This window comes from Halomonas sp. SH5A2 (assembly GCF_014263395.1).
GTDB lineage: Bacteria > Pseudomonadota > Gammaproteobacteria > Pseudomonadales > Halomonadaceae > Vreelandella.
Genome location: NZ_CP058321.1, coordinates 1,022,706 through 1,036,419, shown reverse-complemented (window position 1 = coordinate 1,036,419; position 13,714 = coordinate 1,022,706). Strand labels below are relative to the sequence as shown.

14 protein-coding genes and 3 tRNA genes are annotated in these 13,714 nt (G+C 56.7%); 6 read left to right on the top strand and 11 right to left on the bottom strand.

Annotated features, from left to right (window positions below; genetic code table 11):
* Positions 1-15 precede the first annotated feature (15 nt).
* Positions 16-1,596 carry a cryptochrome/photolyase family protein gene (locus HXW73_RS04915; protein ID WP_186255164.1) on the top strand — a complete coding sequence of 527 codons (1,581 nt, stop codon included), beginning with the start codon at positions 16-18 and terminating at the stop codon, positions 1,594-1,596.
* Complete coding sequence (locus tag HXW73_RS04910) at positions 1,593-1,994, top strand: thiol-disulfide oxidoreductase DCC family protein (protein WP_186255163.1); 402 nt, start codon at positions 1,593-1,595, stop codon at positions 1,992-1,994. Before HXW73_RS04915 ends, HXW73_RS04910 begins: the two co-directional genes overlap by 4 nt.
* Before the next feature lie 15 nt (positions 1,995-2,009).
* Here the strand turns inward: HXW73_RS04910 and HXW73_RS04905 are convergent, their stop codons facing one another.
* From HXW73_RS04905 to rnr, 9 genes are all read right to left on the bottom strand, one after another.
* Complete coding sequence (locus HXW73_RS04905) at positions 2,010-2,312, bottom strand: DUF6482 family protein (protein WP_186255162.1); 303 nt, start codon at positions 2,310-2,312, stop codon at positions 2,010-2,012.
* A 128-nt stretch (positions 2,313-2,440) separates the two neighbouring features.
* Complete coding sequence (locus HXW73_RS04900; protein ID WP_066321721.1) at positions 2,441-2,734, bottom strand: hypothetical protein; 294 nt, start codon at positions 2,732-2,734, stop codon at positions 2,441-2,443.
* A gap of 79 nt (positions 2,735-2,813) precedes the next feature.
* The gene (dnaB, locus tag HXW73_RS04895) at positions 2,814-5,630 is read right to left on the bottom strand and encodes a replicative DNA helicase (RefSeq protein WP_240538759.1); all 2,817 of its coding nucleotides are present in this window, start codon (positions 5,628-5,630) and stop codon (positions 2,814-2,816) included.
* Positions 5,631-5,917: 287 nt separating this feature from the next.
* Positions 5,918-6,364, bottom strand: coding sequence for a 50S ribosomal protein L9 (gene rplI / locus HXW73_RS04890; protein WP_186255160.1), 447 nt, complete (start codon positions 6,362-6,364; stop codon positions 5,918-5,920).
* A 15-nt stretch (positions 6,365-6,379) separates the two neighbouring features.
* On the bottom strand, positions 6,380-7,231 hold the full coding sequence (locus HXW73_RS04885) for a hypothetical protein (RefSeq protein ID WP_186255911.1): 852 nt from the start codon (positions 7,229-7,231) through the stop codon (positions 6,380-6,382).
* 12 nt (positions 7,232-7,243) lie between these two features.
* On the bottom strand, positions 7,244-7,471 hold the full coding sequence (gene rpsR, locus HXW73_RS04880) for a 30S ribosomal protein S18 (protein WP_009097135.1): 228 nt from the start codon (positions 7,469-7,471) through the stop codon (positions 7,244-7,246).
* Positions 7,472-7,507: 36 nt separating this feature from the next.
* The gene (gene rpsF / locus HXW73_RS04875; protein WP_186255159.1) at positions 7,508-7,903 is read right to left on the bottom strand and encodes a 30S ribosomal protein S6; all 396 of its coding nucleotides are present in this window, start codon (positions 7,901-7,903) and stop codon (positions 7,508-7,510) included.
* A 178-nt stretch (positions 7,904-8,081) separates the two neighbouring features.
* Entirely contained in the window at positions 8,082-8,867 is a 786-nt protein-coding gene (gene rlmB, locus HXW73_RS04870) for a 23S rRNA (guanosine(2251)-2'-O)-methyltransferase RlmB (protein WP_186255158.1), read from the bottom strand.
* Between the two features lie 2 nt (positions 8,868-8,869).
* Positions 8,870-11,272 (bottom strand): ribonuclease R, encoded by a 2,403-nt coding sequence (rnr, locus tag HXW73_RS04865; RefSeq protein ID WP_186255157.1) that lies wholly within the window; start codon positions 11,270-11,272, stop codon positions 8,870-8,872.
* 245 nt (positions 11,273-11,517) lie between these two features.
* Here rnr and HXW73_RS04860 point away from each other — a divergent pair.
* The 3 genes from HXW73_RS04860 (at position 11,518) to HXW73_RS04850 (ending at position 11,868) form a co-directional block, all read left to right on the top strand.
* Positions 11,518-11,604, top strand: a tRNA-Leu gene (locus tag HXW73_RS04860).
* A gap of 57 nt (positions 11,605-11,661) precedes the next feature.
* Positions 11,662-11,748, top strand: a tRNA-Leu gene (locus HXW73_RS04855).
* Between the two features lie 33 nt (positions 11,749-11,781).
* Positions 11,782-11,868, top strand: a tRNA-Leu gene (locus HXW73_RS04850).
* 37 nt (positions 11,869-11,905) lie between these two features.
* Here the strand turns inward: HXW73_RS04850 and HXW73_RS04845 are convergent.
* Together HXW73_RS04845 and HXW73_RS04840 are read right to left on the bottom strand one after the other, a co-directional pair.
* Positions 11,906-12,766: a DNA/RNA non-specific endonuclease gene (locus tag HXW73_RS04845; protein WP_240538713.1), complete on the bottom strand. Its 861-nt coding sequence runs from the start codon at positions 12,764-12,766 to the stop codon at positions 11,906-11,908.
* Between the two features lie 53 nt (positions 12,767-12,819).
* On the bottom strand, positions 12,820-13,095 hold the full coding sequence (locus tag HXW73_RS04840) for an Lrp/AsnC family transcriptional regulator (protein WP_027338179.1): 276 nt from the start codon (positions 13,093-13,095) through the stop codon (positions 12,820-12,822).
* 260 nt (positions 13,096-13,355) lie between these two features.
* Here HXW73_RS04840 and HXW73_RS04835 point away from each other — a divergent pair, with 260 nt between their 5' ends.
* Positions 13,356-13,670 carry a high-potential iron-sulfur protein gene (locus HXW73_RS04835; protein WP_186255156.1) on the top strand — a complete coding sequence of 105 codons (315 nt, stop codon included), beginning with the start codon at positions 13,356-13,358 and terminating at the stop codon, positions 13,668-13,670.
* Positions 13,671-13,714: the final 44 nt, after the last annotated feature.

Below are 13,714 nucleotides of genomic sequence, written 5' to 3'. Positions count from 1 at the left end.
TATTTAGGTTAATTCATGTCTAAGCCTTTACTGCTCGTGCTGGGCGACCAGCTGTCGCTTTCTTTGGTGACGCTGCGCCAGGCGCCTTATAATGCCGTCGTCGCCCTGTGCGAAGTCGCCGAGGAAGCCCGTTACGTCCCCCATCATAGCCATAAGCTTGGCCTGTTCTTCGCGGCCATGCGTCACTTTGCCTACCAGCTACGCGAACAAGGCTTCGAGGTTCACTACAGCAACCTGGACGATGCTGACAACTGCCATTCCCTGATCGGGGAAGCAGAGCGCCTGGCCCTGCTTTACGGCTGCGATGAAATACACGTGACGCGCCCCGGCGAATGGCGGCTATATGCGGCCATGCTAGACCGTCAAACCGCCGAGCTGCACTGGCAGCTGCACGAGGACGATCGTTTTTTCACAACGCCCGACGACTTCAGCCAGTGGGCGCAGGGACGCAAACAGCTGCGCCTCGAGTACTTCTACCGTGAGCAGCGCAAACGCACGGGGCTGTTGATGGAAGACGGCAAGCCAATCGGCGGGCAATGGAACTTTGATCATGATAACCGCGAGCCGATCAAGGGTGACTTGGCGTTTCCAGCGCCACCCAAGCATCACTACGAGAAGATGACCCATGCCGCCTTCGATGCAGTGAAGCGCCATTTTCCCAACCACATGGGCGATCTGGCGACGTTTAACTGGCCGGTCACACGCCGCCAGGCGCTTGGGGATTTGCGCCACTTCCTTGACCACTGCCTGGCCGATTTTGGCCGCTACCAGGATGCGATCAGTGAAAGCTCTGCTTTCTTGTTTCATTCCCGTCTGTCCGCCGCGCTCAATATCGGCCTACTCTCACCGCAGGAGGTATGCCGGGCGGCGGAGCAGTGTTACCTCGATGGACAAGCGCCCATCAACGCCGTTGAAGGCTTCATTCGCCAAATACTCGGCTGGCGCGAGTACGTGCGGGGACTTTACTGGACGCAGATGCCCGACTATAAGCGTCGCAATGCATTAGGTTTCGAGCGCGATTTGCCCGCCTTTTACTGGGACGCCAAGACCGATATGCATTGCTTGAAGCGGGCCGTGGAAATGACCATGGACAACGGCTACGCGCACCACATCCAGCGCCTGATGGTGACCGGCAATTTCGCTCTGCTGTGCGGGGTTAAGCCGGAGGCGCTATGCGATTGGTATCTGGCGGTATACATCGATGCCTGCGAGTGGGTGGAACTGCCTAATACGCTGGGCATGGTGCTGCATGCCGACGGCGGCCAGATGGGCTCGAAGCCCTACTGCGCGTCAGGCAAATATATCAACAAGATGTCAGACCATTGCCAACACTGCCGTTACTCGCCCAATCAGGTCACGGGTGAAAAGGCTTGCCCCTTCAATAGTCTGTACTGGCATTTCCTCGAGCAACACCGCGACACGCTGCAGCATAACCCGCGCATGAAATTGATTTATGGCTCGCTTGATCGCATGGCATCCGACAAGCGCTCAGCTATCCATGAGCAGGCACAGCAATTTCTCGATCAGCTTGAAACCTCACCGGGTTACGGGCAACCCCACCATACCTCTGGCTATGCAACGGAGACATTTTCATGAGCCGATTCAGCCCACTTGATGCCAGCGCCCCCGCGACGCTCTACCACGATGGCCACTGCCCTTTTTGCCGCGTCGAGGTCAATTGGCTTTCCCAGCACCATCATCAGGACCGCATCCGACTGGTGGATATTCAAAGCGATGAATTCAAGGCCACCCATGGTCGAGGCGAGTTCGAGGCCATGATGGGGTTGCTTCATGTAAAAGACAGCCAAGGCAACTGGTATATCGGCATGGAAGCAAGCCGCGCCCTGTATGCCGTTCTGGGATACCGGCGGCTGGTTTGGCTATCGTGCCTGCCGGGATTGAAAGGGGCCCTTAACTGGGGCTATCGGTGGTTTGCCCGCCGTCGGGTGCGACTGGGCCAATGGTGGGAAAAACGCTCTAGCAGATCATCATAGTGCCATGCGCAAGATTTAAAAAACCAGCGGCACACGCGAGCTTAACGGGGCATTGTAGTGAGCATCACGGCCTATCATTTCGTCGTGGGCGACGTGCTGAACCAGATAGGCGCGGTGAATATCGGCGCGTTTCAGCTCCAGGTAGATATCATCCAGCGCCCGAAACATCATCGGTTTGCCCCGCTGGGTCAGCATGTGGCGTTCACCTTCAACGTCTTCAAGTTCCACTTGATAAAAGCGGCTGCCCGCGTGGCTGATGACACGTATTTCAAAATTATCATGGCGTGCAACGAACGCCTTGAGCGACGTCATTTCCATGGTTCCCTCCTGGGTTATTAGCATTTCAGTGACACAGCATGCCGAAACATAATGGCATTTTTGTTGCAGTGTCATGTTACGGCTATGACGACCATAACCAAGGAGAGTTCCTAACCATCCGCTCTTTGCTATTGGTATTCGGAGGGGTCAATCGCCTTGCCCAGCGAATTGCGATCGATCCAGTTGCCCGCCTTGGTCTGCTTGTAACGAAACACCACTTTATCGCCCACTTTTACCGGCAACTCTGAGTCTTCCGTCTGGTAGCTGTATTTTTCGCCGTCGACCTCGATGTAATAGCGGTACAGATCGGGCATGCCCAGCCATTCTTTGAAGGGCCCTTCTCGCTCGAGGGACTGCAACTCGCCGCGCGCTTCTAACTTGGGTAGACGCTGACGATTACCGCGCCGAAAACCACCTGCCATGCTGTGCTCCCGTTCTGTTTGCTAATGGGCCGGGCATTATACGAGCTTGCTGCCCAGGCTCAAGCGACTAATCACTCACCTAGTCCCCGAAGGCCTCGCCGTAACTGTCTGGCGCCAAATCTTCAAAGCGCGTGTAGCGGCCGATAAAGGCCATGTGCACGGTGCCGATAGGACCGTTACGCTGCTTACCGATAATCAACTCGGCGATACCCTGATTATCGGGGTTGTCTGGATTATAGACCTCATCGCGGTAAACGAAGGCGATAACGTCCGCATCCTGTTCTATGGCGCCCGATTCCCTCAGATCGGACATGACCGGACGCTTGTTGGGACGCTGCTCAAGGGAGCGGTTCAGCTGCGAAAGGGCGATGACCGGGCAGTTGAATTCTTTCGCCAGACCTTTCAGCGAACGCGAAATTTCAGAGATTTCGCCGGTACGGTTTTCGGAAAAGCCACTGATCTGCATCAACTGCAGATAGTCGATCATGATCATTGCCATGTTGCCGTGCTCGCGCACGACACGGCGAACACGAGAGCGCATTTCATTAGGCGACAGCGCCGCCGTATCATCTATAAACAGCTGCTTATCTTTCAGCAGATTCACCGCGGAGGTCAGCCGCGGCCAATCTTCGTCTTCCAGTTGCCCGGTACGCACGCGGGTTTGGTCAATACGTCCCAGGGATGACAACATCCGCAGCATCAGCGATTCAGCCGGCATCTCCATGGAAAACACCATCACCGGTCTATCGCTGGCAATGACGGCATGCTCGACCACATTCATCGCGAAGGTGGTGTTATGAACACAGATATCTTCCGCAACAAAGTTATGGGTATCGTCTACCGTCAAGTCGTAGACTTGCTGCAAGCCGAGCGGCTCAATGGCAACAACCTCATCCCAATAAATATCGGATGACGCTAAATTTTCGAGATACACGTCTCCCCCGAGCAGATGGGCAAACTCGGCAGCTCGGTGACGCGATAGACAGCGCTCACTCCGGCCTGACAAATGCGCGTTATAACCAACCGGCAAGGGGTTACCCAATTTCGCGAACAGCTCGCGCCAGGAACGCTCGCCTTTCTTGGCCAGCACATAGCGATTGACCGACTTGGGTAAGCTATCGCGGTTACTGTGCGCGCGTTTCGGGTTGATACAGGCGCTAAGCGATTCTAATGCCTGCTCTTTGCTATAAATACCAATGTCCTGGATGAAACGTTTTTGGCTTGCCTGGTCGAGTATTTCAAGCTCCCAGGGTGGTTGGCGCAGATTGGCATAGTGATTCTGCTTCTCACGAATTTTGCTCAAAATACCAAAGCGCAGAAGCAAATGCTGTACATCGCGGATCAGTTCACGGCTTGACGACGCGTAGCTGATGCGACCCTGGCCATTGGCCTGTACAAAGGCGCTACCATCACAGGCAAAAAGACGGTTAAGAAATAAGGCTAACGGCTGCTTAGGTAGACGAAATATGCACTCTGGCATGCGCTTGTGCAGTGCTTTTTTTGCCCACACACCGTGCGCTTCAAGAAACTGCCTTACGGGGTTTGGCGCATTTTTAGCCACAGCGCTATAGTCAAACTCAGCATTGTCACTCGCCAAGGGCATGTTCAACGTCTCGCAAAGACGCATGTAGGTTGCCTGAGCGGGCACAGAGTTTCCATTACACCAGGCACTCACTGCTGCTTTACTCACGTTTAGCAACCCGGCAAGCGCCTCCCCGGTCATGTTCTGCGTCTGCAGCGTCTCATGCAGTACTTGTGAAAACCGCTCTCTCAAGGGGTGAAAGCGGGCTGCATCCCGACTCACCCGCAATGAAGGCGTTCGGTCAGCACCTTTGTCAGCATTTTCAACCAAACGACAAGTGACGCCAGGAAAATGGCTCACCGCTTGGGTAAATTCAGCACGAAGTTCCGGGCTATTATTGGTAAACATGGGACAGGTTTGTGTTGTGCCGCCATCGGCCAACATGAACGCCAAAATTTTAACTTGATGTTCAGGCATTGATTCTTGGCCAAACACCGGTATTTCACGGGGCACAGCAATGCGCTCGCCAACAGCTATCTTTTCCAGCGGCTGCCAGCCATCACCGGTTAAAAACGGGTGCGTCAGCGTTGTCGCCACTTCTCTTCCTGTCGCCGTACGCACACGGAAAACGGGTTTTTCCCCGTCATCGACAAACGCCGATGCACGGGATTGCTTCAGCTTAAAATCATCGGTTAACGTCAGAAGCGGCGCTTGTTGACGAGCCACTAGCTCATCAATGGTGACCAACGCACCACTGTCTGGGTCGACCAGACGCGACCCGCTCATCAGACACTTACCCATCGAGGGCCTTCCGGCGATGATGACCAGGTCGGACGGTTGCAGCCCCGATGTCATTTCATCGAGATCGCGAAAGCCCGACGATAAGCCGGTCATCTGACCTTTGAGGTTGAAGAGCTCGTCGATGCGGTCGACTGCCTTGGTCAACAGGTCGCTCATGCCAATCGGGCCGCCGGTTTTCGGGCGCTCTTCGGCGATCTGGAAGACCAGCCGCTCGGCTTCGTTCAGCAACTCATCGGCAGGACGCCCCTGGGGGGCAAAGGCCCCTTCGGCGATCTGGTTGGCGGCGCGGATCAGCTTGCGCAGCGTGGCCCGCTCGCGGACGATATCCGCGTAGGCGCGAATATTGCTCGCCGAGGGGGTATTTCTCGCAAGCTCCGCCAGAAAGGCCAGCCCGCCCACGGTGTCCAGTTGGTCGCGGTCTTCCAACGCTTCAGAGAGCGTCACGACGTCCATCGGCTGACCGGACTCCGCCAGGTGGATCATCACGTTGAACACCAGGCGATGCTCGTAGCGATAGAAATCGTCAGCCACCAAGCGGTCGGAAATACCATCCCAAGCCTGGTTGTCCAGCATCAGGCCGCCCAGTACTGACTGCTCTGCCTCTAGCGAGTGGGGTGGCAGCTTGAGCGCTGCCGTTTCCTGGTCAGCGGGTGGCTGGTCCTGCATAACGAGCTCCTTTAAACACGACGGCATCGCCAATAAACGCTATATCTTAGCCGCCGATGATCGCAATCACTACCGTAAGCGTCACGTTCGACTGCCTTCCAGCAAAGCCTGTCTACCAATAATGACTGCTTATAAATAATAAAGGGCGCGGGGAAATCCCCGCGCCCTTTAAGACGTTGCCCGTCGTGCAGTGATTACTCTGCGACGACGACGACGCGTACAGCGGCATCCACTTCAGCGTGCAAGTGAAGCGCGATGTCGTATTCGCCGGTCTGGCGAATCGGGCCCAGCGGCATACGCACTTCGCTTTTGGAAACCTCGATGCCAGCAGACGAAATCGCGTCTGCCAGGTCGCGAGGACCAATTGAGCCGAACAGCTTGCCTTCTTCGCCCGCTTTAGAGACCAACGACAGTTCGATGTCGTTGAGCTGTTCAGCGCGTGCTTCGGCTTCTGCCTTGCGCTCGGCCGCTTGGGCTTCGAGCTCAGCACGCTGGGCTTCGAACGCCGCAACGTTATCTTTAGTCGCCGGTACTGCCAGGCCGTAAGGCACCAGGTAGTTACGACCATAACCAGGCTTCACAGTGACTTTGTCACCTAGGCCGCCCAGCTTACCAATTTTGTCGAGCAGAATGACTTCCATCTCGTAAACCTCTAGTCAATTGCTGCGGGCAAGGCGTGCGCGAATGTTCGCGAATGTATCTATCAGCCCCAACAGCAGCACAATGAGAATCGTGGGCCAGGTCGTGATCAGCAGCACATAGAACGCTACCAGCCACAGCCCGTTCATCCCCTTTAATCCAACAATACCATGCACTAATGCAATGCCAGCCACTAGCAGCGGTATCCAGGCCAGCATCGCCAACGCGGAGATGCCCAGCACCATGCTGATAACACTTAAAACAATCAGCACGATCAGTTCCTTGGGTGCTAAACGCAGCCCATGAAACTCTTCACGGAAACCACCCGGGTTATAAAGCCCTGCTTGCCAGCTACGTGCCAGTGCCAGACAGGCAATCGCGGCAAGCAGCACCACAAACCCTGTCACGCCACCGACGACAAGCCCGGCTAATTGCTGGGTATCGTAGCCCTGATCGGCAAACTCGTTGAGCATCCGATCAACTTCTTGCGAGCCCTGGCGTAACTGTTCGAGCATTTGTTCGGTGCCCGCCGGTGGGCTGAAGATACCCAACTGCACCATCACGGCGGCGGCAATCGCGCCCAGAATAAGGGCTTCACCCCAGCGCATGCGCTCGCGCAGAACAACGGCCATCAACGTCACCAGCAAGATGCTGGCCAGCGGAATCACATCGCCCTGCACCCACCACATCCCGGCTGGCAGTGCCGCCGCGATGGTGACAGGCAAGGCTTGTGCGAAACCGCGGCGAAGCGTTACCAGTGCGCTGATTGCGGCACCCAGCCAAAACAGCCAGGGCACGAAGGTGGCCAACGCTGCCCCGCCTGCGGCGTAGGGCGTACCACGCATTAGCCATCGCGCCAGTGCTAGCATCACGTTAAGCGCTTACTGGTGGCTGTCGGAATAGGGCAGCAGCGCCAGGTAGCGCGAACGCTTGATAGCCGTTGCCAGCTGACGCTGGTAGCGGGCCTTGGTGCCGGTAATGCGGCTTGGAACAATTTTACCGGTTTCGGTGATGTAAGCCTTCAGCGTGTCGAGATCTTTATAGTCGATCTGCTTGACGCCTTCGGCAGTGAAGCGGCAAAACTTACGGCGACGGAAAAAACGTGCCATGGAATAAGCTCCTTAGGTTACGTGGAGTGAATGCAATCAGGCAGATTCAGATTCGGATTCAGATTCTTCAGCTTCAGCGCGCGGCTTTTCTTCGCGACGCGGACGCTTCTCTTCTGCCGGCTTCATCATCGGCGATGCTTCGGTCACGGCTTCTTTACAGCGCACGACCAGGCTGCGGATGATGGCATCGTTGAAGCGGAAGATATTCTCGATTTCGTCGAGCGTCTCACCCGTACATTCAACGTTCATCAGCACGTAATGGGCTTTGTGGATCTTGTTGATCGGGTAAGCCAGGTGACGACGGCCCCAATCTTCAAGGCGATGCACAGTGCCGCCGCTTTCAGTGACGAGGCTGGTGTAGCGCTCGACCATGGCGGGGACTTGCTCGCTTTGATCCGGGTGGACCATAAACACGATTTCGTAATGACGCATGGGATCTCCTTGCGGTTTGACAGCTTCTTATGCGCAAGCACTAGGCAACGCGACATAGAAGCAAGGAGTTAACTGAAATGCCGTCGCACATCGACGATTCAATGGCATTGGCATCAAGCAGAATAACGAACGCCCATTTGCCAGGCAAATGGGCGCATGCAGTTTAGTGGTGGTCGGGTTAACTTGCAAGCTGACGCTGGCGTACCGCTTCAAATAAACAGATACCGGCCGCAACGGACACATTCAGACTCGACACCTGCCCGGCCATTGGCAGCTTGGCAAGGTTATCGCACGCCTCACGGGTCAAACGGCGCATCCCCTTGCCCTCTGCCCCCATGACCAGTGCGGTCGGGCCCGACATGTCAATGTCGTAAACGCTGGCATCGGCTTCACCGGCGGTACCGGTAATCCATACCCCCGACGCTTTAAGCTTTTCCATCGCGCGGGCCAGGTTGGTAACTTGATACACTGGCACCACCTCGGCCGCGCCGCAGGCAACCTTGCGAACGGTCGCATTCAAGGGCGCGGCCTTGTCTTTCGCCACGATGACACCATGCGCACCGGCGGCGTCCGCGCTTCGCAGGCAGGCACCAAAGTTATGCACATCGGTGACACCATCCAGCACCAGCAGTAACGGCGGCGCTGCCGCTGGCCATGCGCGCAGCTTGAGCCACAGCGACTCTTCGTTTTCGGGTGTCAGCGGCGGACAAAAGGCTACCACACCCTGATGCGAAGCCCCCTGGGTCAACTGGTCCAGCACGGCACGCGGGTGCTCTATGATGCGCGCGCCCTGGCCACCCGCCTGGGTCAGCAGTTCGCTGAGTCGATTGCCAACGCCTTGCTGTACCCAGATTTCCCTGGGGGCTTCACCGCGCTCGAGCAGACTCTGCAAGGCGTGAACGCCGTACACCTGGTCGAGGCCATCCGGGGTGTTCGGGCGCTTCTGCGAGGCTGGCGACTTCATGCTCAACCCTTGTTCGGTGATGGCTTACGCGGGCCTTTACGCGTGCGACGAGGGCCACGACGTGTATCGGGCTTGTCCTTGTTCGGCTTTTCTTGATCGCCCTTGCTGCCAGCCTTGGCCCCTTCGTTTGATGGCTTCTTGCGCGGCTGTCGGCGTGGGCGTGGCTTTTCGTCGGTCAGCGCGAAATCAATCTTGCGGTCGTCCATGTCCACGCGCGCCACCTGAACACTCAGCCCATCGCCAAGGCGATAGGTGGTTCCGGTGCGCTCGCCCTTCAGGCGATGCTTTTCAGCTTCGTAGTGGTAGTAGTCGGAGGGCAGCGATGTGACATGCACGAGCCCTTCAACATAGAACGCATCCAGGCGAACAAACAGACCGAACTGTGTCACCGAGGCAATGGTGCCATCGAAGGTTTCGCCCAGCTTGTCGGACATGAACTCGCACTTGAGCCAGCTCTCCACATCGCGCGTGGCATCATCCGCGCGGCGCTCGGTCATTGAACAGTGCTCGCCCAACTCGAGCATCTGCTCGAAGGTGTACGGGCACCATTTACTAGGCGGCTCAACCGGGGCACTTTCGACCCGCAGCACGGTATTGGTTTGGCGCGGCCCGCGAATCACCGAGCGGATAGCGCGGTGCACCAGCAGGTCAGGATAGCGACGAATCGGCGAGGTAAAGTGTGCATAGGCCTGATAGGCCAAGCCGAAGTGTCCTTCGTTCTGCGGCGAATACACCGCCTGATTCATCGAGCGCAGCATGACCGTCTGGATGATATCGAAGTCTGAACGGCCGGTAATCGTCTCACGCAGCGCTTGGTAGTCCTGAGGCGTTGGCATATCGCCACCGCCTACCGAAAGCCCCAGCTCGTTCAAGAAGAGGCGCAGTTTATCAAGCCGCTCGGGCGTGGGCCGCTCGTGAATACGGTACAGAGCAGGCAAGTCATGCTTATCCAGAAAGCGTGCGGTGGCGACGTTGGCCGCCAGCATGCATTCTTCGATCATCTTGTGCGCATCGTTACGGGTGCGCGGAACGATTTTCTCGATCTTGCGCTCATCGTTGAAGATGATTTCTGTTTCAGTGGTATCAAAATCAATCGCGCCGCGTTCTTCACGTGCTTCACGCAGCAACTGATAAAGTTCACGAAGGTCTTCCAGCGGCTTGACGAGCTTCGCGTGCTCCTCGCGCAGCGCCTTGCCCTCTTCGCTTTCCTTATCCAAGATCGCCGCCACCTTGTTATAGGTAAGGCGGGCGTGCGAGTTCATCACCGCTTCGTAAAAACGATAGCGGCTGATAGCGCCGGTTTTCGAGATATTCATCTCGCAAACCATCACCAGGCGATCGACGTGCGGGTTTAGCGAGCACAGGCCGTTTGAGAGCAACTCCGGCAGCATCGGCACTACCTGGCCTGGAAAGTACACCGAGTTGCCCCGCTTGCGGGCTTCGTCATCAAGCGGCGTGCCGGGGCGAACATAGTGCGAAACATCCGCAATGGCCACCAGCAGCTTCCAACTGCCCGACTTGGTCTTCCAGGCGCAGACCGCATCGTCGAAATCCTTGGCGGATTCATCATCGATGGTGACCAGCGGCGTGTCACGCAGGTCGACCCGATGCTGCTTGTCGTCTTCAAGCACTTCTGCCGAAATACCGCTTGTCTGATCCAGCACTTCCGGCGGGAACTCAGCAGGGATCTCATAGCTGCGAATGGCAATATCGATTTCCATACCCGGGTCCATACGCTCGCCGAGAACTTCAATCACCTCGCCAACCGGCTGCACGCGGGTTTCGGGCTGTTTGACGATCTTGGCCGAAATGACCTGGCCGTCTTTAGCGCCGTTACAGGCGCTATGCGGGATAATCACTTCCTGGGTAATACGCGGATTTTCCGGAATCAGAATGCCGAATTCCGGCGTATTACTGCGGTAAACACCCACAATGGTCTGCGTATTGCGTGAGATGACATCGGCAATAGTGGCTTCATCGCGACCACGGCGGTCACGGCCGCTGATTCTCACCAGCACGTGGTCGCCATGGAACACGCGACGCATCTGGCGCGGCGGCAATACCAGGTCTGGCTTCTTGCCGTCATCGCGCAATAGAAAGCCGAAGCCGTCACGATGACCAAGCACCTTGCCTTTGACAAGGTCGAGCTTGTTGATCAGCGCGTAGGCACCACGACGGTCGCGCAGCACCTGGCCGTCGCGTTCCATGGCGGCCAGCCGACGGCGCACTGCTTCATGGTGGTCCTCGTCTTCCAGACCCAGCAGTTGGCTCATGTCTTCGTGGGTAACAGGTTTACCATGCTGCTCCAGCGCCGCCAGTAAATACTCACGGCTCGGCGCAGGGTTGTCGTATTTGTGCGCCTCGCGCTCTGCGTGCGGATCATCACTTAATGTCCAGTACTTCATGCGATCAACATCCTTGCTTGCGTTGGCGGGAGGCGTAAAAAAAGCGCGTGCATTGCATGCCGCGGATAGGAGCTTTCAGCGTTCACTCGGCTGAAAAATTTCATGTTTTGTTTGGTCATGGACGCATTATAGCGCCGTGGAGGCCATCACCCAACCACCTTGGCAATGATTCTCGTATTTAGACGTCAAAAACCCCTGCCTAACGCTTGCATTTAGCCAATACACGGGTATCATACGCGCCACTTGCCCAGATGGCGGAATTGGTAGACGCGCTAGCTTCAGGTGCTAGTGACCGTATGGTCGTGGAGGTTCAAGTCCTCTTCTGGGCACCAATCAAACTTGTGTTATCCCCTTTCCACAAGGCTGATTGGTGTAGAAAAGTTGTGTTCGCCCAGGTGGCGGAATTGGTAGACGCGCTAGCTTCAGGTGCTAGTGACCGTATGGTCGTGGAGGTTCAAGTCCTCTTCTGGGCACCAATCGAACACAATCCGCAAGTGACAACATGATGCGCCCAGGTGGCGGAATTGGTAGACGCGCTAGCTTCAGGTGCTAGTGACCGTATGGTCGTGGAGGTTCAAGTCCTCTCCTGGGCACCATTAGTTAATGCCCGCATCATTTCATCTCTCAAGCTATTTATTGATAACGCCCCGGCTTTTTCGCTACCTCCTTCAGCGCCCAGCCGTCAGTGCGAATGTCGCTTTCCAGAACGCTCTCCACGTTGTCATTCAGCTCATGGAAAAAGTCCAGGCCGGTACGCGCTTCGATGTCATCGATGCTGACCAGGTAGTCGTCCAGTGGCTCGTTGCCGCGCACGTTCTGGGGCATGATAAATGCCAGCGCCAGCGGTGCTTCATCGTTGGGCGCCACAATGATTTTATAGAACGCCTCGGGCACTTCGACCAAGCCCACACGGTTAAAGGCGTTATCCATAAAGTTGTCAGGAAAGACGGGGCCGGTAATGATTTGCAAGCGATCAAAACGCGGCGCGAAATGATCCATGACGGCTTCTTCCAAACGTTGCCAAAGCTGGCGGTTCAAATTGGGCCGTTGCGGGGTCATGTTGCTCATGTAGAAGGTGTCGAGCTGCGCGCTGCGACCATGAACGGCGGCGATGGCATAGTTGGGGGCCAGGTGGCCGCGGTCGTAGCCGCTACCGGAATAGCTGTCAGTGCCCACCGGCCATAACGTCCGCCAATCGGGGCGAAAGTCGGGACGTGACCCGATGCGCGTATCGTCCACGGCGGCGACCTGATAGCTGACCCAAAGCGGGTTGACGCGAACGTCCGACCAGCCCACCAGAAAACCGTCGTTGCGCAGCACCCGGTGGAAGGACGTAAAGCTCAGCGCCTCCCAGGTCGGCACGCCCTGCCAAGTGTACATATCCTGATGCTGGCGCTCCTGGTACTGCCAGAGCACGCCGCCCAGCACCACAAACAGCACGAGAATCCCTATTCGTCTCGCCTGCCGACGCCAACCCAAGCGTAATTTAGCCAATCCCGCGACTCCCCTGCCCTGCTTTAAAGCAGCCCTTTGTTAAACAGGGCGCGTTACCAACCCAACGAAAACATGGTTTCCAGATCGTGGCGCGAGTGCACCTGCATGGCGTTGAGCGTTTCCGTGTCGCTGATGCCTTCAACGGCATTGAGTCGTTCGGTGACCAGGTCGGCAAGGCTCTCGAAGTCGCGAGTGCGTGCGATAGCGACCAGATCGTAACGGCCACAGGTCGAGTACACTTCGCTGATGCCGTCGACATCCGCCAAGCGCTCAGCGACGGCCTTGACCTGACCTTTCTCGGTATTGATTAGGATGACTGCGTTTTGCATCGCGCCCTCATGAACTGTCGGTGTTGGATATGGTCTGATGTGGCACGAGTATAACAGGGCCCTGGCAGCGGGCGTAGTTAGGAATATACAGTTCCCTCAGCGTGACCGATTGTCGCTGCCTTGTTCAGGTTATTCGCACTCCACGACGAGTTCCGCTAGCATGCAACTAGGCGCTGATTACATTCAGCGCTGTATAATAAAAGCAACGTCAATAACAGACACCGTGACAATACGTCAGTCAATGACGACTAGGAGCAACCATGGCTAACCAAAGCCGACGTGCCTTCATACGTTCCAGCATGCTCAGCCTTGCTGCCCTGCCGCTGGGCGCGGGTATCCTGTCCAAAACCGCCTTTGCGCAAGAATTGCCGCGTCTGGACCCTTCAGCAAGTAATGCTCAGGCATTGAACTATGTGGAAGACGCATCGAATGCCAGCGATCACCCGGCCTATGAAGAGGGTCAGCGGTGCAATAACTGCATGTTCTACTCCGCCGGTAACGAGGGGTGCCAGCTTTTCCCGGAAAACAGCGTCGAGCCAGCGGGCTGGTGCCAGTCCTGGGTCGCTCAGGGCTAACCAAAATGGCAGAGACGCCCTGCGCCTCTGCCATATTCTTAATG